Below are 23,257 nucleotides of genomic sequence, written 5' to 3'. Positions count from 1 at the left end.
GTATTCCGTAGAATTTCAGACTGTCTGAGCGTAGCGAGTTTCGGAAATTCAGGAATTGAGCAATACATTTAGACAAGGTTTCGCAAGCCTAGACTTTTTAATTCCCTCGAAGGAGGGAATCTCATGTTGTTTTTGGCAACTCAACAAAGCAAAAGAATTAAAAATAATAGTATACTAAAGTTGGATAAAAAGAAATCACTTAAAAACCACATCCTATTCTGGGGAGTTTTACTCTTCAGTTTTGCATTGATTCAGTTTTTTAAAGAAGAAAATACGGAGTCTTTTGGGGCAATATTTGCTCAAAACTTAAAACATCTTCCAGCGTATTTGATTGCAACGTATGGTTTTAATAACGTATTATTGCAATATTACTATAAAAATAGACAATATATCCTATTTGGATTATTTACAATAGTATTGTTTTACGTGGCAAGTGCCTTTGATCGCATATTTACGGTGTATGTGTACGAGCCTATTTTTAGAGAACGCCCGTTTGAGCAGGAATCGTTATTACAGATTTTTAGTGATTGGGAGTTTTTGATAAATGGATATTTGATTCCGTTACTGATGGCTACGTTTGCGATGACTATTAATCGTGTGATTGCACAGAAAAACAAGCATGAAAAAGCATTGCTTCAACTGGAACGGGATAAAAACAGAGCAGAATTAGGCGCCTTGAAAGCACAGATTCATCCGCATTTTTTGTTTAATACCCTCAATAATTTATATGCGCTCACGCTTCAAAAATCAGATAAAGCGCCAGAGACTGTAGCGACCCTTTCGGCGATGTTGGATTATATGTTGTATCAGTGTAATGATAAATTAGTGCCTTTAGAAAAGGAAGTGACCTTATTGGAAAATTATATTGCTTTAGAGCGTTTGCGCTATGGGGATGATATTGAGATTGCTTTCGCGAAAGCAAACCCTTTACCTCCTGAAACTCAAATAGGCCCTCTTATTTTATTATCTATTATAGAAAACGCCTTTAAGCACGGAGCGAGTGGGAGTACAGGAATTCCAGAAATTCACATCGACTTAACATGGGAAGGGTCCCAGCTTTATTTTACCGTAAAAAACACTAAGAATAGGGAAACACAAGTAGATACAACTGCTTATACCAAAGGCATTGGTGTTTCCAATATAAAGAAACAGTTGGCATTACTATACACCGATTATTCCTATGAAGTGACGGATGAAAATGGATGGTATTGTGTAGCTTTACGAATCCATACAGAACGCACCCGATGATGACTTGTATTGTAATAGACGACGAACCTTTAGCGCGCTCTTTACTAGCGCAGCATATTGCTGATGTTCCTTTTTTAGAACATCGAGGATCGTTTAAGAATGCGTTGTTGGCGGCAGATTTTTTATCCAAAAATCAAGTGGATGTGTTATTTCTAGATATCCAAATGCCAAAACTCACAGGGATTGATTTTTTGAAGTCGTTGCAGCATCCACCTAAAGTAATCTTTACCACGGCTTATCGTGAGTATGCAGTAGAAAGTTACGAGTTGCAAGCCCACGATTATCTCTTAAAACCGATTACGTTTGAGCGTTTTTTTACCGCTGTCAGTCGGTTGCAAGTGGCTACGCCAAAAGTGATAGAAACTCCAATTCCAGAGACCGCGACCACACCTGAGCATATTTTTGTTCACGTGAATAAAAAGCATATCAAAGTCATTTTAGAAGATGTCACCTACATAGAAAGTATCAAAGATTATTTAAAAATTCACACAACCAAGGAAACGCTTGTGATAAAAGAACGGATTAGTCATTTTATAGAACAACTTCCCAACCCTCCTTTTATTCGTGTACACCGATCTTACATCGTTAACCGCGATCATATCACCGCTTTTACACAACAAGATATTGAGATTGGGGATATTGAAATTCCGATAGGGGGGACGTATAAGGAAGAGGTGCTCAATATACTCAAAGCCCCCTAGCCTCCGAAGGGGGAACTCTTACTGTTGTCTTCATCTACTCTTGTCTCTATGGTATATATCCTTAAAAATAGAGTACTACTCTAACGATAGAGCAATACTCTATTTTTGTAGTTTTGACTTAGAGTATAGATATCTTCTGATCCAAAAAAGCAAAGCCTTTCTACCCTTGGGAGAAACGGGAATGAGGGAAAACTAAGAATAACAATCTTGTCAATTTTACAAGAAATGTTAAAAAAATTGGCAGTTGTACGCAACCAAAACACCAAAAAGGCATCTTACTACTAAAGCCATCTTATGAAGTATATTATCTACATTCCTGTATATTTAGTTCTCTGTTTGTGTTTTCTTGTCCTGTACAAATTGTCATTAGTTTCTAGATAACGTACTGCATTAAAAAACTAGATGTTACGCAACCTTATTGGATGATAGTGTCTACTAAGAAATCATCTCTATGAAAAAAATATACACGTTTATTCTACTTTCCTTCATGCTGTTTTCTTGTAACAGTGATGATGATGTAAATTGTACATCAGAGCCTGCATTCAGTCCTACTGTTTTTATTGAATTGGTCAATGCCACAGGTGAAAACCTTATTGATAACGGAACCTATATCGCTGATGATATCACCATAGGTTTTAATGAAAGTACCTTTACAAATGTCGTTTTTACAGAGTCTCCACAGATTGCAAACTTTATTGGATTGAATGTTTTTGGAGAAGATGGGGATAATACGTTTACCATTAATCTTTTAGCTACCGAAATAGATATTCTGGTGCTTAATATCAATAGAGAACAAACCGGTGGCCCGTGCTCTCAATCTTTTTTCACTTTAAATTCAGTGACGTATAATGGTGAGCCCAAAGAATTACAGGATTTTGGTGGTGATTTTTTAATTACCGTGGTGAAGGAGTAATACTAATGATCACTTGTCACACAGACCTTTTATAAGCTTCACCTTTTCTAAGGTTTTCCAGACATCCTGAGTAAAATCCTTGGGGGAAAAGCGAAATAGAAGTACCGATCTTCCTTCTTTTTCACAGTAGTGGCTTTCTACTAGAACATACAATGTAATGGCTTTTTTAGTTCTAAATCCATCATAGGTTTTCACCTTTCCTTTAAAAAGGGATTGCGTATTGGTATTTTCTATTTCAATAAAGAGTGCTGAAGCTTTGTATTTTTCAAGTTCTTTATTAACCGCTACACCTGCCAATCCATCAAAGTATTTTTCTATATCTGAGGCGAGTTCAGTTTCGGTTATTTTTTTATTGAGGTTGATGTCCCAAGCAAAGGCATAGGACCAGAAATTCTGATGGTTTTCATCAGACCATCCCTCTGGAGGAAACCTTGCTTCCTCGACACCTTTATAGTCAATATTCTGTGCAAAACGAATTGGAAACGGGAAAATTTCTTTTGCCCACGTGCTATCAAGGTCTATTAAATTGACTTCATCATGGTTTTGTCCAAACGTATACATAGAACATAGGATGAGTACTGCTATAAGTGCTATTTTCTTCATGATGGGTATTTTTTATAAAACTACGAGTACTTCTACTTACAGATGTCAAAAAAATGTAAAAGAAGTGTCAATCAGTCGTAAAAAAAGAATAAAATTCTTTAGAATTAGATGCCTTTACACGCTTTCGCGAAAGCGTATACCTCTTATCTATACAATGATTATATTTATAGCATGATTCATTCTTTACAAGCTGTGAGAAATTTGAAGATTCTTTTCTGTTTTTTATGTGTATTCACCTCTGTGGTTTCTGAAGCACAGGTTTTTTTTAATGAGAAAAGTCAGGAGCTAGGATTGTCTACTAGTTCATGGGGCCAAGATGCAAACGAAACGTATGGTGGTGGCATTTCCTTTTTTGATTTTGATGATGACGGTTGGGATGACCTGACGGTATCTTCTGCCGAAGGATTGCCTGTACGCTTTTATAAAAATAACAATGGTACTTTTGAACTGATCAACTTACCAGGAATCAACGACGAACTCTTTCAAACCAAGTCCGTACAATGGGTGGATTTTGATAATGATGGTGATTATGACTTTTTTTCGACTAGTAATCAACCTACAGGTGATACTAGGCTTTATGAGAATCAGGGAGATCTTACTTTTATAGATATTACGGTAACAGCGGGATTATCCAATTCTGGACATCAGTCATTTGGTGCTTCTTGGGGGGATTATAACAACGATAGTTTTTTGGATGTATTTGTGGTCTCTCGATTTTTTGATAGCGATACACAATTTAATATACTATATAAAAATAATGGGGATGGCACGTTTACAGATGTGTCTGTAGAAGCGCAACTGCTTCAAGAAAACACACTTTCCTTTTGTAGTGCTTGGATCGATTATGATAAGGACGGATGGCAAGATATTTATGTGTCTAATGATAAAATTCAAAACAAAAACATTCTCTATCACAACAATCAAGACGGGACGTTTACAAACGTAGCTGAAGCTGCTGGCGCCGATCTTGCTATTGATGCCATGTCCACCACCATAGGAGATTATAACCGTGATGGTTGGTTAGACATTTATGTGGCGAACAGCCAACAAGGAAATGCCTTTCTACGAAATAACGGTGATGGTACTTTTACAGATGTAGCGCCTAATAATGGAACATTACTTCAGTCTTTTGCATGGAGTTCGGTGTTTTTGGATGCAGATCTTGATACAGATTTAGATTTATATGTAAGTACGAGTATTAGTAATCCAGACTCAGGATTGTTGAGCGCTGCTTATTACAATAACATAGGGAATGGATTGTATACCATTCCTGATGATATTGGTTTTGAAGACGATATTTCGATTAGTTATAGTAATGCTATTGGCGATGTAAACAACGATGGTAAGTATGATATCGCGGTATTAAATTGCCTTCCTGACCCTGTTTTCTTATGGGAAAATGAAACAGAAAATAATAACAATTGGATTAAAATTAAACTAGAAGGTACAGAAAGTAATCGGCAGGGAATAGGATCGCTTATAGAACTATCTATCAACGACGAAAAGCAGTATAATTACACACTTTGTGGAGAAGGTTATTTAGGGCAAAATTCGTCGTATGAATTTTTTGGAATCGGGGATGCTACAGTCATAGATCTTATCACCGTGTATTGGCCAAGTGGACAGATAGATGTGGTAACATTACCGCAAATAAATACAACACTTACCGTCATAGAAGGAGAGCCGCAACTTGGACTTGAAGAGATAGATCAAGAAAAAATAGGACTATACCCTAATCCAAGTCATTCAGAAATACAAATTTCGGGGCTTCAAAATTACATTAATGGAAGTTTGGAAATCGTTGATCTTTCGGGAAAGGTTGTTCAAACTGTACCGATAGAAAATTCGGATATGACGCTAGATATTTCTGATCTCTCTACAGGAGTATACATCGCACGATTGGGGGCGCAGACCGTGTCTACACATCTGAAATTTGTTAAGATGTAGTTTGTTTTTTATATCGCTAAATTTTTGTTTTCTCGTCCCTGAAGTGAGCAAAAATTTCAAATAGATGAGCCATTTTTAGAATATGTTCCCTCTTTAAAGTTGTGGAAAAGAGATATTCGATTGACTTATAACCATTTAATCATAAAATGTCGCGATGTCAGCTTGTTCTTTTTCATTCTAAATTCCTTACTCATATATTCCGTAGCTAAGGCTATGCAATACAATCGTAGCGTCTTTATAATAAAAACCAACTTCGCTTTGAACACGACATTTTAAAATTAAATTGGTATTATACGAAGATGCCTAAGATGTAGTTTGCTTGTATATGCTTTCGCGAAAGCGTATAAAGATTAAAACAACAACGGCACAATCCAATACGCAACGGCAAATAATAATCCTACAGAGATCAGATTTAAGACAATGCCCACACGTGCCATTTGGTCAACACGTACGTGACCACTGGCAAAAACAATCGCATTGGGAGGAGTGGCCATAGGAAGCATAAAAGCACAACTAGCCGCAAGGGTTACAGGAACCACCATTTGTAAAATAGGAACCTTCATCCCAATGGCGATACCTACGACTAAGGGAACTAGTATCGTGACTAGTGCTACATTACTCATTAATTCTGTCATAAAGAGCATTAAGAAAATAAGGACAGCGGTTACAATCCACATACTCCAATCGGTTTGTCCAGAAATATAATCACCGATCATCGCAATAAAACCAGCATCTTTAAGACCCGATGCAAGTGCGAGTCCGCCACCAAAAAGAATGAGAATACCCCATGGCAAACGAGCCGTGTCTTTCCAATCTAACGGGAATGTACCTTTTTTTAGATCGAGCGGTATCGTAAACATGGCTAGTGCTGCAATCACACTAATGGTCGTGTCTGTAAGTTTGATATTCGGTAAAAGAGAATCGAGGTAACTACGCGCCATCCAAGCGATAGCCGTACATAGAAAAATCACTAATACAGTTTTCTCGCCACGGCTCATTTTACCAAGTTTATCAAGCTCTGTTTGAATAATCGCACCAGAACCTCCTATTTGCCCTAGTCTGTTAGGAAAAAAGATGCGTGTGATACAGAAATAGGCAATAGCAAGCATCACAATCGCAAAAGGAACCCCCATTTTCATCCACTGGAAAAAACCGATGTCAATATTATAGTTCTCATTTAAAAAGGCAAGCATGACTGAATTAGGGGGCGTTCCTATTAAAGTAGCCATACCTCCAATATTGGCTGCAAAGGCGATTCCTAACATAATAGAAAGGGCAAAATTCTTATCATTCTTTGTAAACCCATCGGCATCATTCATCAGTAATTGAATCACCGATACAGCAATGGGAAGCATCACAACGGTACTTGCGGTATTAGAGATCCACATGCTCATCAGGGCTGTGGCAATCATAAAACCTAGGACAATACCATTAGCTTTGGTGCCTGTAATTTTAAGAATAGATAAGGCAATGCGTTTATGGAGTTGCACTTTTTCTAAGGCAAGTGCAATCACAAACCCTCCAAAAAATAAGAATACAATCTTATCAGCATAATTACTGGCAACACTATCAATATCCCCGATTCCTAATAGCGGAAATACTGCTAGCGGGATTAATGCCGTCACCGAGATAGAAACCGCCTCTGTAATCCACCAAATAATCATCCAAGATGCAATGGCGATCACACGATCTATTTCTGGTGTAATGAGCGTAAAAGGGATCGTTAGGAGTATGATACAAAGTATAGGTCCTGCAAAAAAGCCTATTTTCCTAGAAAGTGTAAATGTATTCATGGGGATTAAAGCTACGGAAAAAGAATGAACCGCAATTTATTTTAAAAAAACGAAGTTGCATTTTAGTTTTATAATTTGAATCGAACTCCTGTTTTTAAATAAAAAAGATTGTCTTCTGGTAATTCTGCAATGGTATTTCTGCTGCGGTCTCTAAACTCTAAAGAATTGTCAATGATATAACTTGCGTTTAGATAATACTCTAAGTTCTTTGTAAATTTATACTCATACCGTATACCTCCTAATAATAAACGTTGTCTCAAGAAATCTACTTTTTGAGGTCCATTTTCTCCTTCTACAAAAACATCCCTTTGTAAATTAGTTCTAAAACCATCAAGTCTCACGACAAATTTTAACCTATTTTTTTCAGAGAGATGATATTGAATGTTCATTTTAGGAACCCCTAATTTATACGACCAATTAGGGTGAAATTTATGGTAGTAGCTTATAAAGGGTAAGATAGGGAACCCTGCATTAGGCGAAATCGAAATTCCTAAAATCAGCTGCCGAGGTGTTTTTTCTTTTTTCTTGTCTTTTAAAAAAAATAATCCTCCAGAGATCAATCCGTTATCTCTTAATGATAGCTCTTTCACCGTTGCATTCGTGCTAAAGCCAGGTTGTATTTGAACGGCTATGCGCCAATCTTCATTTATCTTAGTGGTATATCCAAAATTAATATCTAATAATTGAAAGCGATCTAGTCTGTTGGCGTCAAAACCAACAAGGTCTTGATCTATATTAAAATCGATATAACTAAAATCTGCTCCTATAACAAAATAGGTGTCTTCTTTTAGTTTTATCGGATAATTAGCACTCCCCCTAAATCTATTAAAAGAGGTTCCTGTCTCTTCAGCTCTTTCGGGTAATCCTACATATTCTACACGTGCTAATTCTGAAATTTGCGCATGTACAAAACCACTTACAAATACAATGATAAAAAGAATTTTTTTGGGCATAAATAATGGTTGTCAGATTTTTTTAATTCGTTATCTAATTTGTGTGAAAGTAAATAACTGTTGTCAAAAGTAGAAGAAAAACAGTGTGTTATTATTATATAGTATGCACTTTTTGTTACATAATTTCATTTAATACTACTGTAGGTTTGTATGCTCATGTCTGTCGGAAGACAGGTTTGCGAAAGCGCATACCGTATACACTCAATAAAGAATAGGATCGTTTATGTACTATTAATTTTACGCTATTCTGTACTGATGTATCGCTTCTTTGAAAAACTGTATTGCTTCTGATTCTAAAAGGCCAGTTGCTGGTAGGACTGCGCCTTTAAAATCTTGATCCAACCATTTGCCCATACTCAATTCCTCTGAAGAGGGTGGCACGAAGCTTCCTTGATCGTTATACCCACTGATGTAAAAATAGTGTGTCTCTGATATCGAGTCAGGAATTGCAAGACCTATTCCAATAGAAATCCCTGAATCATCATCTAAAGAAGCATACGCTCCCGTATCAAAATGATGCGGCCAGATACGAATTGGAGAATCTAGATGGTAAGACGCTACAACATGTGCTATGGTGTTTTGTGCAAGGGCTCTAAGGTGAGCTAGATGATCTAGTTCACTAGGATCTGTCAATGTAAACATATGGATATCCTCAATCGAATAAGGAAGGTCATAATGAAATTCGTACATGTATTCTTTAGAGAGGTGTGCTTTTGAAAGCTCCTGTAACCATTCTAAAATAGCATGGTGTTTCTTTCCGTCAAGAGATAGTTTAGTATTTCCTTTTTGAGAACTCCATTCTAAAGAAAAGTCGTTGTAGTGTAAAGAAAGTTTATCTTCATTTGGAGATAGCTCATAGGTCTCTAGGGACAGAGTGCTTATGTCAAAACCTAAATTGGTATGACTATCGTCTTCTTTCTTTTTTAGAAAACTCATATTGGCAGCGGCTAGATATTGAGCTGCTATGTGCATTTGCTCTTTCATGGGTTTAGATTCCTGCATAGTTAATTCCTGTTAATTTGTGCATGTCTCTGTTATAGGTAGAGAGGTCATTGTGATTAAACTTTGTAATATCATCATATCCACAAGCTCTTGCAACAACTTTAATCAAGCTGTTTGTGGCGTCAAAATAGGTATGCAATTGCTTTGCTGAGCTGTCAATAATCAAACGGCTACGAAGCGATTCTTTCTGAGTAGCGATTCCTACAGGGCAGTTGTTACTCCCACACGCACGCATGCCCAAGCATCCTATAGCCTGTAATGCCGAGTTGGCAACAGCGATAGCATCGGCGCCTAACATTAGCGCTTTCGCGAAATCTTCGGCAACACGCAATCCGCCTGTAATGATAAGCGTAACGTCTGTCGCGCCTACTGTATCCAGATACTTTCTAGCTCTCGCCAAAGCAGGTATCGTTGGGACATTGATGTGATCTCTTAAGATGGTAGGCGCAGAGCCTGTACCTCCACCGCGGCCATCTAGAATGATGTAATCTACGCCTACATCGAGTGCAAACTGAATGTCTTTTTCGATATGACTTGCGGCGAGTTTAAACCCAATAGGGATTCCGCCCGTGCGTTCTCTTACTTCGTTAGCAAATGACTTAAAATCTTCGACGCCATGAAAGTCGGGAAAAGTGGCTGGAGAAATGGCGGTTTCGCCTTCTTCGAGTTCGCGCACTTCTGCAATTTCTTTACTTACTTTATTGCCAGGGAGATGTCCGCCTGTGCCTGTTTTGGCTCCTTGACCTGCTTTAAAGTGAAATGCTTGCACGTTATCGAGTTTATCCCATGAGAAACCAAATTTCGCGGAAGCGAGCTCATAAAAATATTTCGAATTATTGGATTGCTCTTCAGGGAGCATACCACCTTCACCAGAACAAATGCCTGTGCCCGCAAGCTCAGCTCCTTTTGATAAGGCGATTTTAGCTTCTTTAGATAAAGCGCCAAAACTCATATCACTTACAAATAATGGGATGTCTAAATGAAGGGGTTTTTTTGCTTTTTTTCCGATCACAACCTTGGTCGCAACCGCATCTTCATCTAGTAAAGGTCTAGAGGCTAATTGTGCGGGCAAAAACTGAATATCATTCCATTTGGGAAGTGTATTTCTATCTACCCCCATCGAAGCAGAAAACCCATGATGTCCTATATTTTTGAGTCCGTTTTGAGCTAATTCTTTGATATAACTAGTGTAAGGCTCTGTATCTTCAGGATTAGTATCTGCATAAGCTCCTAGATAGGCATCACGATTAAAAGGTTGCGGATGATCTGAAAGGTAGGAATCTACTTCATCGCCATCTACAAAAAGATTTCCTTCTTCAATCTTCGTAGAAAATTTATGGAGAGCTTCATCATTATTGTATTCAGATACGCCTGTGTCTACTCGGTAATCCCAGTCATGTACGCCACAAATAAGATTGTGACCTTTTACATATCCGTCTGACATCAAAGCCCCTCTGTGATGACAACGACCGTATAGTACAGAGATGTCATCATCAAATTTTACAATGACTAAATCAAGTCCGTTGACGAGTGCATGCGCTGGTTTTTTATTTTCTAAATGAGAAACTTTTGCAATTAAAATTGGGTTCTTCATATGTGATGTGTTGTTATGCGTTTTATTTTAACCCATGATTAAAGAGTTCTCATCAAGTCATGTGATATGCTTGTAAAAGACTCAAAAGGATGTTTGACGAAAAAACGGGGTAGTGCTAATTATTTTTAGACAGGTATAGTCCCATTTTAATTTTCCAGTAGGGTATTTGCTCTTCAAAATAAGTAAAAAATGCTTTTAAACTGTTGGGATCTTCTACATTTTCTTTTGCATAAGCGATTTGTTCCACCTCTTGAGGTGTGATAAATTGGTAAAAATCGAAATTCATGCCTTCTTCATGAAGCTTGATGACATGATTGTATATAGAGCCAAGGGTAAGATTTCGCGCTTCTGCAATCTCTTCTATAGAGAGTCCTTCTTCTATATATTTGCGAGTCTCCTCGTAGGTTTTACCTCCTTTTTGTTTTTTGGGTTTAGCGATATGAGCTTTGATCACTTTAAGAAAATCAGTAGCATATTTTTCAAGTTTTGCTTGTCCTACTCCGCTTATGGCTAGAAACTCTGCTTCGGTGGTGGGTTCCTGATCTTCCATATCTTTGAGACTTGCGTCACTAAAGATGATATAGGCAGGTACATTTTCGTCTCTTGCTAATTCGTTACGTAATTCGCGCAGTTTTTCAAATAAGGTGCCTTTTGGTTTTTTAGTTTTTTGTTCTTTAGGAATCTCAATAATGGGTTGAATGAGGTTGGCTAGTTGCACTTTTTGTCCGTTAAATAAGACCTCTTTGGCTAGTGGGGTGAGGAGAAGGCGTCCGCTTTCGCGAAAGCGTATTTCCAATAACCCCTGATTGATCATTTGGATGATGTATTGTTGCAGATCTTTCCAAGCCACATTTTTTGCCACCCCGTAGGTCTTAATGTGTTGGTATCCTTTGTCATACACCGCTGCATTTTGAGAGCCACGTAAGACATCGATAAGTGTTCCAAGGGCTTCTTGCTCCTGAAGCCGAGCTACACCTGAAAGTACTTTTTGAGCTAGAATGGTGCCGTCAAAGTACTCAGGATTGTTTTTACAGATATCGCAATATCCGCAGTCTTCTGTGAGAAATTCGCCAAAGTAATTCAGTAATACCTTCCGCCGACAGCTCAGGGCTTCGGCATATTGTTGCATGCGTTCTAGCTTAGCTGTTTGGTATGCTTCATTGGTGCTGTTTTCTATAAATTTACGAAGCTGTATGGTGTCTGCATAACTATAAAAAAGTAAGGTGTGTGCGGGAAGTCCATCTCGACCTGCACGTCCTATTTCTTGGTAATAGCCTTCCAAATTTTTAGGCATGTTGTAATGGATGACCCAGCGTACATTGCTTTTGTCAATTCCCATCCCAAAGGCAATGGTGGCGACAATAATAGGAACCTTATCATTGATAAAATCTTCTTGTATTTGTGCGCGTTCTTGTGCATTAATACCTGCATGATAGGCTTTGGCATCGTGATTGGCATTTTGTAATTTTTGAGCAAGTTGCTCAGTGCTTTTTCTACTCAGGCAATAGACGATCCCACTTTCAAAAGGGTGACTATCTAAAAATGAGAGAATTTGTTTTATTCTGTTTTGACCAGGCCGAACATCCAGATACAAGTTAGGTCTATCAAAAGAGGCAACATAGCGTTTTGCGTTAGGGATCGAGAGTTGTTCTGCGATATCATCTTGCGTTGAGGTATCTGCTGTTGCGGTAAGCGCTACTAAAGGCGTGGAAGGATACCGTTTTTTAAGATAACCTAACTGGGTGTAAGCAGGTCTAAAATCATGCCCCCATGAGGAAATACAGTGTGCCTCGTCAATGGCAATTAGACTTATGGGTGATTGTTGTAACACAGGATCCAATAATGACAAGCTTTCGGGGGCTACATACACAAGATCCAGTTGCCCTTTCTGTAGGTTTTGGAGTACGTTGTCTATTTCTTCGGGAGTTTGCGTGCTGTTATAATAGGCAGCTTTGATACCGTTTGCTTTGAGAGCATCTACCTGGTCTTTCATCAGGGCAATAAGCGGAGATATTACTAAAGCTGTACCCGGTAATGCCAGAGCAGGAAGTTGAAAACACATGGATTTTCCACCTCCAGTGGGCATAATGACCAATGCATCTTTTCCTGAAATAATATCTTGAATGATGTTGAGTTGGTTTTCACGAAAGTGATCATACCCAAAATGGGTTTTAAGGAGCGTATGGAGGGTTTCTTTTTCTGCAATCATATATATTGCAAGCTACTAAATATGTCTTTTAATTTATAGCATTCTCCTTTTAAATATATAATTTATTGAACTATTATCTTTTTGATAATGCTATGATTGCGATCATCTATCGATAAGAAATAAATGCCTCCCGCAAGAGTGGAAATATCTATGCGATGTTCTTGGTTGGTAGGATTGATAGCTTGCGTTTGAATAATCTTACCCTGTATGTCAAAAATAGTAGCATTTGCTATCTGCTGATTTCCTGTATAGGTAAAGAAGACGGTGTTTTTTGTTGGATTTGGATAAACTGTTATCTCATTTTCAGTAAATTCTTCTGTGCTCAAAGGATTAGATCCCTCTACGATGGTAATAGACTGGTTGGGGGCTATATCTTCTATACGATCTGTTATACCGCTCAACCAGGCAACCTCAATATAATCAACGATAGTGGCTTGTCCTACCCCAAATAATTCTGTAGCGCTATTTTGATTCATATAGCCTTCTCCGCAAAGGGTATAGCCATAATATACATTATCGCCTACGCCTACTTTTATTCTGGAGCCTATGCCCATTCTATTGCTGGTGGTTCCTTGTAGTTTTATTTTAAGCCAGTTATTGTCTGTGGTGCTTGTGTTATTCCATAAAGAGATCGGTTGGCTATTGGCGTTAATTACCACAATATCTTGTAATCCATCATTTTGAATATCTCCAATAGCATTTGAGTAACTTATAAACGTATCTTCTTCAATACCGGTATTTGTGGTTACGGTGTAGTTTTGCATCCCATCATTGATGTAAAGTGCAGAAGAAAACCGGTCGTCACTTCCATTGACGCTGGCACTTACATACAGATCTTTATGGGTGTTGTTTAGTACGTCCAAAGATACAGCCCCCCATCCGATGCTGTCAAAACGGGTGCCGTTTTCTAGGGCGATATTTGTAAATGTGCCATCGCCGTTATTGATCAAATACGCATTTCCTACGGTAACATCTTCTTCAAAAGGAGGGTAAAAATTAGTGACATATATGTCTAACCATCCATCATTATTAAAATCATCGATGGTTGTGGACATGGCACTCATATAAAGATCGGTGTTGCTTTCAATACTTACATCGGTAAAGGTGCCATCTCCGTTATTTCGATACAATGTATTTGGAGTAGTGCACTTATCATTTGCGGTGTATATATCTTGATCGCCATCATTATCATAATCAAAAAAGGAAGAACAAAAAGTAATATATCCATCGGGATCTATACCTGCGCTTACCGTTGTATTTACAAACGTACCATCTCCGTTTCCTTGATAAAGTAAATTTCCTTCTACCTGATCGGCATCGCGGATGCTGATAAAAACATCCAATAACCCATCATTATTGTAATCACCCCAAGAAGACCCCCAATACGGTAGATCAACCGTAGGAAGCCCGGAAGTATTGGTAATATCTGTAAAGGTGTTTCCGCCTTCGTTTCTGTAAAGCCAAAGATGCCCTAAATCACTGGTGGCAAAAAAGTCATTGTCACCGTCGTTGTCAACATCGACCCAAATGGCGTGCCTTGCTTGAATGTTATTACTTGAAATACCTAAATTGAGTTCTTGAAAAGTGCCTGCTACATTTTTGAAAAATCGAAAATCACGCGTTGCTGATGCGGGTATTGTAATATCATCCCATCCATCATTATCAAAATCAAAAAAAGAAATGCTAGGACCTAGTACACTCGTGCCATAGACTGTTTGCTGATCAAAAAGTGACGGCTCATCATTTCTAAATTCTATTTGGCTAAAGCCTTGCTGAGCAATTAGAATAATTAGGATAAAGATGAAACATACTCTTTTCATATAAAATGTGATTTTAATACGTCAAAGTACTAAAACTTTTTTAAACCAAAAACTACGTTTGACCTATTGTACATTTAGGTTATCCCCCTACATTATTGGGATTGTATCCTAAATAGGGAACCTCATATTCTTTAAAAGTAATACCAAATGTTTCAAGCTCTTTAAGAATAGGCGTGTACACTTCTTTTTTTATGGGTAACTGTACGCCTGGGGTTGTGATTTCTCCATTGAGAATACGTAAGGTCGCCATGGCCACAGGGAGACCTACCGTTCTAGCCATAGCTGTTTCTATTTGGTCATTTCCTATGTTAACCATAGTGGCATCTATTTGTTTGTGCTCTCCATTGAGTTCGTATCCAAATTTATGATACATCACAATCATATCTTTATCATCAGGCTCTAGAGTCCACTTATCCTCCAAAATACGTTGCAAACATTTTGCTGGCGTTGCATTTTTAATTCCTATTTTTTTGTTGGGATTAAAAATATCGAGTTCTACCAATTTATCCCAAAGAAGATCATCTTGATCAATTTTGAGATAGTGGCGTAGTTTTAACTCTACAGAATCTGTGGGCGAGTAGGGTAGAAACAGATTTAAAAAGCTTCTGTAACTCATATTTTCTGTATCCTGAAGTGTATAGCTGTCATCGGTCATACCCATCATCACAAAGATGTGCCATGCCTTAGAAAACCCTACACGGCGTATGGTTCCACGGTATAATGTTTTGATATCATCTAGTCCATAGATAGATCTGTATTTCAGAGAATTTCTATTGGCATATGCTTCAAAACGGCCATGACCTTCTATTTCCAAAAACTCTGTACGTCTAAAAAGACGTTGATATGGGATGTATTTATAGGTGCCTTCTTGGATAAACTCAGCCGCACCTCCTTGTCCAGCAAGAACTACGTTACGTGGGTTCCAAGTAAATTTATAATTCCATAAGTTTGTGTCACTCTCTGGTGCTACAAGCCCTCCTGTAAAGCTCTCAAAGAGAACAAGCTTCCCTCCATTGTCTCGTATGCGGTCTATGACTTGCATGGCGCTCATATGATCAATACCTGGATCGAGTCCTATTTCATTCATAAAAACAAGCCCTTTCTCTTTGACAGCTTCATCAAGTGCTTCCATTTCTTTAGAAATATAGGAGGCAGTTACCATCGATTTGCTGTAGGTAATACAATCACGAGCAACTTCTATATGAAAACGCGCAGGAAGCATAGAAATCACAATCGTTGCATTTTGAATAGCTTTGGTACGTTGATCTTTGTTAAAAACGTCCAGCTTCATCGCTTTCCCTTTAGGGTGATTACCCACTAATTTTTGGGCATTTTCCAAAGAAATATCACCTACAATCACTTCTAAGTTTTCCGTAGATGCTTTATCGAGTAAATAATTTACTAGTTGAGAAGCAGATTTTCCAGCTCCGATGATTAAGATGGTTCTTATAGACATATTTGGTCGTAAATTTGTAGAGTACGAATGTAGGTATTTGCTTAATTATATAACAAGTATTTTTATGAATAAACGACTTTTAGTAACAGGAAGTTTTTTAGGCTTTTTAGGAGTAGTGATTGGCGCTTTTGGAGCGCACGGTCTTGAAAAATTGTTAGATGCCGATGCGATTGCTACGTTTGAAACGGGCGTAAAATATCAAATATATCACGCATTATTGCTTCTGCTGGTAGCTTCTTTCGCTTTAAGCGAAAAAACAAAGAAAACGCTTCACATCCTACTCTTAGCGGGGGTTATCTTATTTTCAGGATCTATCTACGGACTTGCTACAAATGCCCTTACTTCCTTTGATTTTAAAACTATTGGGTTGATTACACCCTTGGGAGGTACTCTTTTAATTACCGCTTGGCTTGTTCTTATTGTTAAATTCTTCCAAATGAAGAAATAGAAATATTAGAAAAATAGGGCTAACTCTCAGGTATTTTTTACCTTTGCGCTTTAAAAACAACACAACAAATACCATTTTTATGGCTTCTAACACTTCAGTTACGAAAACGATTGCGTTAAATTCTTATGGAATTCATAATGCAACGGCTCATTACCAACTAGAACCGCAAGAATTACATGACATTACTGTAAAGAATGGCATGGGAAAAACAGCTTCTAGTGGAGCACTTGCAGTTAATACAGGAAAATTTACGGGACGTTCTCCGCTAGATCGATTTATTGTAAAAGATGCAAAAACCGAAGATTTAGTGTGGTGGGGACCTATAAATATCCCTTTTGAGGCAGACGCTTTCGCGAAATTAAAAATAAAAATCACTAATTATCTTTCTGAAAAAGAATTATACGTAAGAGATTGTTATGCCTGTGCAGATGATAACTACAGACTAAATATTCGTGTAATAAACGAATATCCTTGGTCTAATATGTTTGCCTATAATATGTTCTTAAGACCTACTGAAGCAGCGCTTGAAAGTTTTGATCCTGAGTGGACCATTCTGAATGCTCCTGGGTTTCTTGCAGATCCCGAAGTGGACGGAACGCGTCAATCTAATTTTGCTATTTTAAGTTTTACAGAAAAAACCATCATTATTGGTGGTACAGGATATACAGGTGAAATTAAAAAAGGCATTTTTTCTGCTTTAAATTTTATCCTTCCCGTAGAAAAAAATACACTACCTATGCATTGCTCTGCCAATGTAGGTGACAATGGAGAGACTGCTATCTTTTTTGGTCTTTCTGGAACTGGAAAAACAACCCTTTCTGCAGATCCGAATCGTAAATTAATTGGAGATGATGAGCATGGATGGACCGCAGAAAATACCATCTTCAATTTTGAAGGAGGGTGTTATGCAAAAGTGATCAATCTCTCTGCCGAAAATGAGCCTGATATTTATAATGCGATTAAGCCAGGTGCTATTTTGGAAAATGTGATCATGGATGAGGAAGGGAATGTAGACTTTGCAGATACATCCATTACCCAAAACACACGTGTGAGTTATCCGATTGACCATATCAATAATATCAAAATACCTTCATTAGCAAAGAATCCTAAGAATATATTTTTCTTAACAGCAGATGCTTTTGGGGTATTGCCTCCTATTTCACAATTAACACCAGGACAAGCTGCCTACCACTTTATAAGTGGATACACAGCAAAAGTTGCTGGAACCGAAGCGGGTGTTACAGAACCTGTGCCTTCTTTTTCTGCTTGTTTTGGAGCTCCTTTTATGCCTTTACATCCTACAAAATACGCAGAGATGCTAAGTAAAAAAATGAGAGAAGCTGGTGTAAATGTATGGCTAGTCAATACTGGATGGACAGGAGGTCCTTATGGGGTTGGGTCACGTATGAAACTAAAATACACAAGAGCCATGATCTCTGCAGCAATGAATGGAGAATTGCCGTCTGAAATTACTAGAGAGGATTACCATATACACTCTGTTTTTGGCGTAGCACAACCACGTACGTGTCCAGGAGTTCCTACAGAAGTGTTATCTCCTCGCGCAACTTGGAAAAATGACGAAGGGTATTATGCAACAGCACATAAACTAGCAAAATCATTTAAGGAAAACTTTAAAAAGTTTGAATCGTATGCTAGTGAAGAAATCATGAATGGACAACCACCACTAGGCTAGGCGGTATTGTTTTAAAATAGTATAGAGACATGTACAAAGTCTCTTTTCCAAAAACTACTAAGATCAGTCTTACTAGTTTGTTTAGGGGTGAAAGCGGTTGTGTATACAATCGCTTTTAACTTTTGCGCTCCTTTCTCCAGCGAGGTAGGTTCGCGCCTGCCTGTCCGGCCGGCAGGAAAGCATATAATAGACACATAGAAGTCTCTGAGTAGTTTCTAAAATCTTTAGAGTGCCCGTTTTGTCACCCAAGTGCGATACCCAATAATGGCAAGCTGCCATTTTTTTGCTTTGGCTAAATCGAGTCCTTTTTTAGAGAAGGATGGAAGTATAGCCCTGTTTAGTTTTGCTAGGATTTTATAAAAAGTCATATGGTAAAAATAAACAAAAGCGTTTAAGCATCATATTCCTGTTTTTAAATTGATTATTTTTAGGGAAAGTCATATGAATCTATGCGTAAAAAAGCAAAAATACTTTTAGTTTTAATAGCTGCCATCTTTGTGTTTATAGTCGTTTCTAATTATGCTATAGAATCCCATGCGCAAGATAAAACCTATGATGAGGTTTCTGCGATCCCAAAAAATAAGGTAGGATTGGTATTAGGAACTTCAAAAACATTGCAAAATGGCCGTGTCAATTTATACTTCAAATACAGAATCGAAGCAACCGTAGCCTTGTATAAAGCAGGTAAAATTGAGTTTGTACTGGTCAGTGGTGATAATAGTACAACTTCTTATGATGAGCCCACAGATTTTAAGTCGGCACTCATTAAAAAAGGAATTCCAGAGCATAAAATATTTCTGGATTACGCAGGGTTTCGGACCTTAGATTCGGTGATACGCGCCAAAGAAATATTTGGTCAAGAAAAAATTACCATCATCTCTCAAGAATTTCACAACGAACGTGCTATTTATCTTGCTGAGAAAAATGACATAGAGGCGATTGGTTTTAATGCGAGGGATGTCTCTAGACGCTATGGGATCAAAGTGCAAATACGGGAATATCTCGCGAGAACAAAAGTGTTTCTGGATATGCTGCTTGGCGTAGAGCCTAAGTTTTTGGGAGAGAAAGTTGAGATTAAATAATAGTCGTGTCTGACTAAGACATAAGACGTAAGACCTGATTGTTAGTTACTTGACAGCTAGTCAAATAAATATATTTCCTTTGTTTCCGCCTAAGACACTACTGATTCAATAGCTTCTTAGTTAAAATATTTAAAAAAATAAGCAACTGTATAGTAAAGTATTGCGTAACAAAACTGTCACCTAGAGCGCAGTCGAGAGATCCTGTAATCCTAACTGCTCTTAAAGAAGAAGGTCTCGACTGCGCTCGGCCAGACAATAGAAATATAATTTATTAATAATCGAACTCAATTAGTAAGAAAAATAACCAACGTTTAATTTTATCAGATGAATGTTACGGAAGGTCTATTTTTAAGTTAGGCAGTTTTTGTTCTTTTATTAGTGAAATACTATTTTGAAAAGTCAAAAGGACGAATTCAAAATAGGTAGTTGAACTAATCCTGCTGTTTACTGAACTCGTTTCAGTATCAAGCGGGATCTATTATTTAATATTTTTTATTGCCTAAGTAGACTCTACCAATGATCACTAATGAAGCAGCTAATTGCCAAAGCGTAAATTTCTCACTAGTTGGTTTTACGGAAAGTGTCTTCTTATTTTGAATTTTTAAAAATATCCAAAATAAAATACACAACCACCCCGTATTTAACTAGGTAGTTTTTGTTCTTTTGTTGACTAAGTATACGCCACCAATGATCACTAATGAAGCAGCTAATTGCCAAAGCGTAAGTTTCTCGCTAGTTGGTTTTTACGGAAAGTGTATTCTTATTTTGAATTTTTAAAAATATCCAAAATAAAATACACAACCACCCCGTATTTAACTAGGTAGTTTTCGTTCTTTTGTTGACTAAGTATACGCCACCAATGATTACTAATGAAGCAGCTAATTGCCAAAGCGTAAATTTCTCACCATCTAGTACACCCCATGTGACGGAGATGATGGGCATGAGATAGGTGACAGATGAAGCAAATACGGGGCTACTTATTTGAACCAATTTGTTAAACATGACTTTGGCCATGGCGGTTCCAAACAGCGCCAATATGACAATATATCCTACAGAAATCTGTACTTCTTGTGTCTCTAATAACTCTGCGTTAAAAAAGTCAGAATAGATCAATAAAATAATGGCAGGAGGGATTAAAAAGATAAAGTTTCCAGTGGCAATCGCAATAGCAGGGATGTCCTGCATATACCGTTTTATAATATTGACGTTAAGCGCATACATAACACTCGCGCAAATAACGAGCAATGCATACCAGTAATTTTGGCTTGGATTGATGCTAGCGCCAATGAGAATAAGCGCTGTGGCACCTCCCAAACCTATCAAAACACCTATGAGTTGGCGTTTTAGAAAAGAAACTCCAAAGATGAGTAGTCCTAATAAAAGCGTGAGTAAAGGAACGCTAGAGTTGAGTATAGCGGCAATGGCACTATCTATTTCTGTTTCGGCATAGGCAAATAGAAAAACAGGAAGCCCCGTGCCTAAAACACCGGAAATAATAATCCACTTCCATTCGGCTTTTTTGATGGTGCGTAAGCTTTTCCAGCCGATAAGTAGTAAGAAAAATGCAGTAAATAAAATCCGTAAAGTACCAAGTTGAATAGGCGTAAGGCCTACAAGTCCCTTTTTAATTAGAATAAAAGAACTCCCCCAAATAATGGATAAAACAATAAGGTAAATCCACTTTAATGTGCTGTTTTGCATTCCAAGATGTTAGGTGTGCAAAGTTCGGCAATTCCTTGATAAATTTAAGGATTTATGCTTTATAATTGATTGTTCCATATCAGAGGATACAAAGATTTGCATTCGTAAAGAAAGAAATGGGAAAATAATCTTATGTTTTAAGTTGTTTATGCTTGTGGGTACGCTTTCACGTAAGTGTACTAATCCTTAGGCTCCCATGTAATTGTCTCCATAAGATGGCGTATATCATTTTTTAGGTATACGGCCGCTGGATAAATGCTATCGTAATTGGGTTTTGCATTAAAGTAAATCGACCCTGTGATGAAGTGCTGAACGCTATCGGTGACATAAAACTGAGATTGAGAAGCCGCATTACCGCGTACATCGTAAAACATACCGTATACGTTTTGTGATTGGTTTATATACTTCTCTTCAATAATGTCATCTGCTTTTATAACATGCTCATAGGTGAGTTTTTGAGCGTCTCTTAACAGCGTGTTTATATTGTTATCTACTTTTCTGTACGTTAAAAATAAAGTCCCATCAAGATCGGGGTAATGGACAGTCGCAGCACAATTTTCTTTAAAAGAGACCTTGCTTATGTAATTATTTTCAAAACGATAATCGCACTCTGAAGGTGTCGTGACATAGCTTGGTTGTGGATAGGTAAGACTTAAAAAAGCTTCAGGTTTGGGAAGCACATCATCACCGCATGAGCTATAGAGTGCACAACATAGTATGAGATAGAAGAAAGAGCGAAGAGTCAAGGTTGTATGGTGAATTTAATTTGTTTAATGCGTTTTTTATCTATGGCTTCTACAGTAAACGTATATCGATTATGTTTTATTACTTCGTTTTTACGCGGAAAACCTCCAGATATTTCTAATAAGAAACCAGCAATTGTTTCAGCTTCCCCTTTTGAGGTTTCAAATACGTTGTCATCTTCTAGTTGAATAATACGATAAAAATCCTTTAAGGACGTCTTCCCATCAAACACATAATTAGAGTCATCGATTTTAGTATAAATAACATCTTCATCGTCAAACTCATCACTAATATCCCCTACAATTTCTTCAATAATATCTTCTAAGGTAATGATTCCACTAGTCCCTCCATACTCATCTACCACAATGGCAAGGTGGTTTTTCTTTTCTTTAAATTCCGCTAGTAAGTCATCTAATTTTTTGTTTTCAGGTACAAAATTGGGTGTTCTTAATAAGGAAGTCCAGTCAAAATTAGTTTCTGAAAGATGTGGTAATAAATCTTTTACATATAAAATACCAATAATCGTATCTACACTATCGTCATATACAGGAATACGAGAATATCCTTTAATTCTTATTTGTTCTAATACAGAAGAATAGGAGTCTTCTTTGTTGAGGGCAAAAACATCCATACGAGGGCGCATTACTTGTTTTGTGTCTGTGTTTCCAAATGCGACAATACCTTGTAGTATTTTTTGTTCTTCTTTGGTGGTATCTCCTTCGCTGGTCAATTCAAGCGCTTGTGAAAGCTGATCTACATTAAAATTTGATTTCTGATCTCCTAGTTTGGCGTGTATGAGTAATGTGATATATCGCATCGGACCTGTTAAGGGAGTAAAAACCACATCCAGAAAACGAAGTGGAAACGCCATAAGACTCGCAAATTTCATATTATTTCTACTGGCATAAATCTTAGGTAATATTTCGCCAAAGAGTAAAATCAAAAAGGTAATAATGATTATTTCTACGACAAATTTTACAGAAATTCCCCAGATAGTAGCCTGTATATCGGCAAATAAAATTTCGCCTAGACTTGCAAAAAGGAGTACAATGGCAATATTTATGGTATTGTTAGCGACTAGTATGGTTGCGAGTAGTTTTTTTGGCTTTTTTAATAGCCTTATGACCATTTTTAATCTCGTATTTTCTTGATCTGATATTTCAATACCTTCTAGGTCTGTAGGTGTCAGTGAAAAAAAAGCTACTTCGGCGCCACTTATAAGTGCAGAACACGTGAGTAGTACTATGAGTACAACACTGCTTATGAGCATGGTGCTATCAAAAGCTAGAAGTAGTATAAATAAGGGTTCAGGGTCAGGGTCCAATCGTTTCTAAGTTCGTTATACGTAGT

General features: G+C 37.5%; 19 protein-coding genes. 7 read left to right on the top strand and 12 right to left on the bottom strand.

All coding sequences use genetic code 11. From position 1 onward, the window contains the following. Nucleotides 1–180: 180 nt before the first annotated feature. The 3 genes from ACFO3O_RS14250 to ACFO3O_RS14240 all read left to right on the top strand — a co-directional run bounded on the left by ACFO3O_RS14250 (nt 181) and on the right by ACFO3O_RS14240 (nt 2,862). Complete coding sequence (locus ACFO3O_RS14250; protein ID WP_379979961.1) at nt 181–1,248, top strand: sensor histidine kinase; 1,068 nt, start codon at nt 181–183, stop codon at nt 1,246–1,248. After that, complete coding sequence (locus tag ACFO3O_RS14245; protein ID WP_379979959.1) at nt 1,245–1,949, top strand: LytR/AlgR family response regulator transcription factor; 705 nt, start codon at nt 1,245–1,247, stop codon at nt 1,947–1,949. The genes ACFO3O_RS14250 and ACFO3O_RS14245 overlap by 4 nt, the downstream gene beginning before the upstream one ends. Nucleotides 1,950–2,400: 451 nt before the next feature. Further along, a complete protein-coding gene (locus ACFO3O_RS14240) occupies nt 2,401–2,862 on the top strand; it encodes a hypothetical protein (RefSeq protein ID WP_379979958.1) in 462 nt (153 codons plus the stop codon). Nucleotides 2,863–2,871: 9 nt separating this feature from the next. On the opposite strand, the gene ACFO3O_RS14235 is transcribed toward ACFO3O_RS14240, so the two are convergent. Next, entirely contained in the window at nt 2,872–3,465 is a 594-nt protein-coding gene (locus ACFO3O_RS14235) for a hypothetical protein (protein ID WP_379979956.1), read from the bottom strand. A gap of 108 nt (nt 3,466–3,573) precedes the next feature. Between ACFO3O_RS14235 and ACFO3O_RS14230 the strand changes: the two genes are divergently transcribed. After that, nucleotides 3,574–5,412, top strand: coding sequence for an FG-GAP-like repeat-containing protein (locus ACFO3O_RS14230; protein ID WP_379979954.1), 1,839 nt, complete (start codon nt 3,574–3,576; stop codon nt 5,410–5,412). A 350-nt stretch (nt 5,413–5,762) separates the two neighbouring features. Here ACFO3O_RS14230 and ACFO3O_RS14225 read toward each other — a convergent pair whose 3' ends face one another. The 7 genes from ACFO3O_RS14225 to ACFO3O_RS14195 all read right to left on the bottom strand — a co-directional run bounded on the left by ACFO3O_RS14225 (nt 5,763) and on the right by ACFO3O_RS14195 (nt 16,233). Then, nucleotides 5,763–7,205 (bottom strand): SLC13 family permease, encoded by a 1,443-nt coding sequence (locus tag ACFO3O_RS14225; RefSeq protein WP_379979952.1) that lies wholly within the window; start codon nt 7,203–7,205, stop codon nt 5,763–5,765. A gap of 68 nt (nt 7,206–7,273) precedes the next feature. After that, entirely contained in the window at nt 7,274–8,158 is an 885-nt protein-coding gene (locus ACFO3O_RS14220) for a DUF6268 family outer membrane beta-barrel protein (RefSeq protein ID WP_379979950.1), read from the bottom strand. Nucleotides 8,159–8,395: 237 nt separating this feature from the next. Continuing rightward, nucleotides 8,396–9,160, bottom strand: coding sequence for a hypothetical protein (locus ACFO3O_RS14215; RefSeq protein WP_379979948.1), 765 nt, complete (start codon nt 9,158–9,160; stop codon nt 8,396–8,398). After that, the gene (locus ACFO3O_RS14210; protein WP_379979946.1) at nt 9,147–10,754 is read right to left on the bottom strand and encodes a glutamate synthase-related protein; all 1,608 of its coding nucleotides are present in this window, start codon (nt 10,752–10,754) and stop codon (nt 9,147–9,149) included. Before ACFO3O_RS14210 ends, ACFO3O_RS14215 begins: the two co-directional genes overlap by 14 nt. 115 nt (nt 10,755–10,869) lie before the next feature. Beyond that, nucleotides 10,870–12,963 carry a DNA helicase RecQ gene (recQ, locus tag ACFO3O_RS14205; RefSeq protein WP_379979944.1) on the bottom strand — a complete coding sequence of 698 codons (2,094 nt, stop codon included), beginning with the start codon at nt 12,961–12,963 and terminating at the stop codon, nt 10,870–10,872. Between the two features lie 62 nt (nt 12,964–13,025). Next, nucleotides 13,026–14,783 carry a T9SS type A sorting domain-containing protein gene (locus ACFO3O_RS14200; RefSeq protein WP_379979942.1) on the bottom strand — a complete coding sequence of 586 codons (1,758 nt, stop codon included), beginning with the start codon at nt 14,781–14,783 and terminating at the stop codon, nt 13,026–13,028. A 79-nt stretch (nt 14,784–14,862) separates the two neighbouring features. After that, entirely contained in the window at nt 14,863–16,233 is a 1,371-nt protein-coding gene (locus ACFO3O_RS14195; RefSeq protein ID WP_379980295.1) for a saccharopine dehydrogenase family protein, read from the bottom strand. 70 nt (nt 16,234–16,303) lie between these two features. Between ACFO3O_RS14195 and ACFO3O_RS14190 the strand changes: the two genes are divergently transcribed. Together ACFO3O_RS14190 and pckA are read left to right on the top strand one after the other, a co-directional pair. Then, complete coding sequence (locus ACFO3O_RS14190) at nt 16,304–16,687, top strand: DUF423 domain-containing protein (RefSeq protein WP_379979940.1); 384 nt, start codon at nt 16,304–16,306, stop codon at nt 16,685–16,687. A gap of 79 nt (nt 16,688–16,766) precedes the next feature. Continuing rightward, nucleotides 16,767–18,380, top strand: a complete 1,614-nt coding sequence (pckA, locus tag ACFO3O_RS14185) for a phosphoenolpyruvate carboxykinase (ATP) (RefSeq protein ID WP_379979938.1) — start codon at nt 16,767–16,769, stop codon at nt 18,378–18,380. Nucleotides 18,381–18,604: 224 nt separating this feature from the next. On the opposite strand, the gene ACFO3O_RS14180 is transcribed toward pckA, so the two are convergent. Then, nucleotides 18,605–18,748, bottom strand: coding sequence for an SsrA-binding protein (locus tag ACFO3O_RS14180; RefSeq protein ID WP_379979936.1), 144 nt, complete (start codon nt 18,746–18,748; stop codon nt 18,605–18,607). Nucleotides 18,749–18,829: 81 nt separating this feature from the next. On the opposite strand from ACFO3O_RS14180, the gene ACFO3O_RS14175 reads away from it, so the two are divergent. Then, entirely contained in the window at nt 18,830–19,462 is a 633-nt protein-coding gene (locus ACFO3O_RS14175; RefSeq protein ID WP_379979934.1) for a SanA/YdcF family protein, read from the top strand. Between the two features lie 816 nt (nt 19,463–20,278). On the opposite strand, the gene ACFO3O_RS14170 is transcribed toward ACFO3O_RS14175, so the two are convergent. From ACFO3O_RS14170 to gldE, 3 genes are all read right to left on the bottom strand, one after another. Continuing rightward, nucleotides 20,279–21,163: a DMT family transporter gene (locus ACFO3O_RS14170; RefSeq protein ID WP_379979932.1), complete on the bottom strand. Its 885-nt coding sequence runs from the start codon at nt 21,161–21,163 to the stop codon at nt 20,279–20,281. Nucleotides 21,164–21,342: 179 nt separating this feature from the next. Further along, nucleotides 21,343–21,909, bottom strand: a complete 567-nt coding sequence (gene gldD / locus ACFO3O_RS14165) for a gliding motility lipoprotein GldD (protein ID WP_379979930.1) — start codon at nt 21,907–21,909, stop codon at nt 21,343–21,345. After that, nucleotides 21,906–23,231 (bottom strand): gliding motility-associated protein GldE, encoded by a 1,326-nt coding sequence (gldE, locus tag ACFO3O_RS14160; RefSeq protein ID WP_379979928.1) that lies wholly within the window; start codon nt 23,229–23,231, stop codon nt 21,906–21,908. The genes gldD and gldE overlap by 4 nt, the downstream gene beginning before the upstream one ends. Nucleotides 23,232–23,257 lie beyond the last annotated feature (26 nt).

Source organism: Dokdonia ponticola, assembly GCF_042653865.1.
Classification (GTDB): domain Bacteria; phylum Bacteroidota; class Bacteroidia; order Flavobacteriales; family Flavobacteriaceae; genus Dokdonia; species Dokdonia ponticola.
Note: the sequence above shows the minus strand (reverse complement) of the source record. Positions and strands in the feature narration are given on the sequence as shown.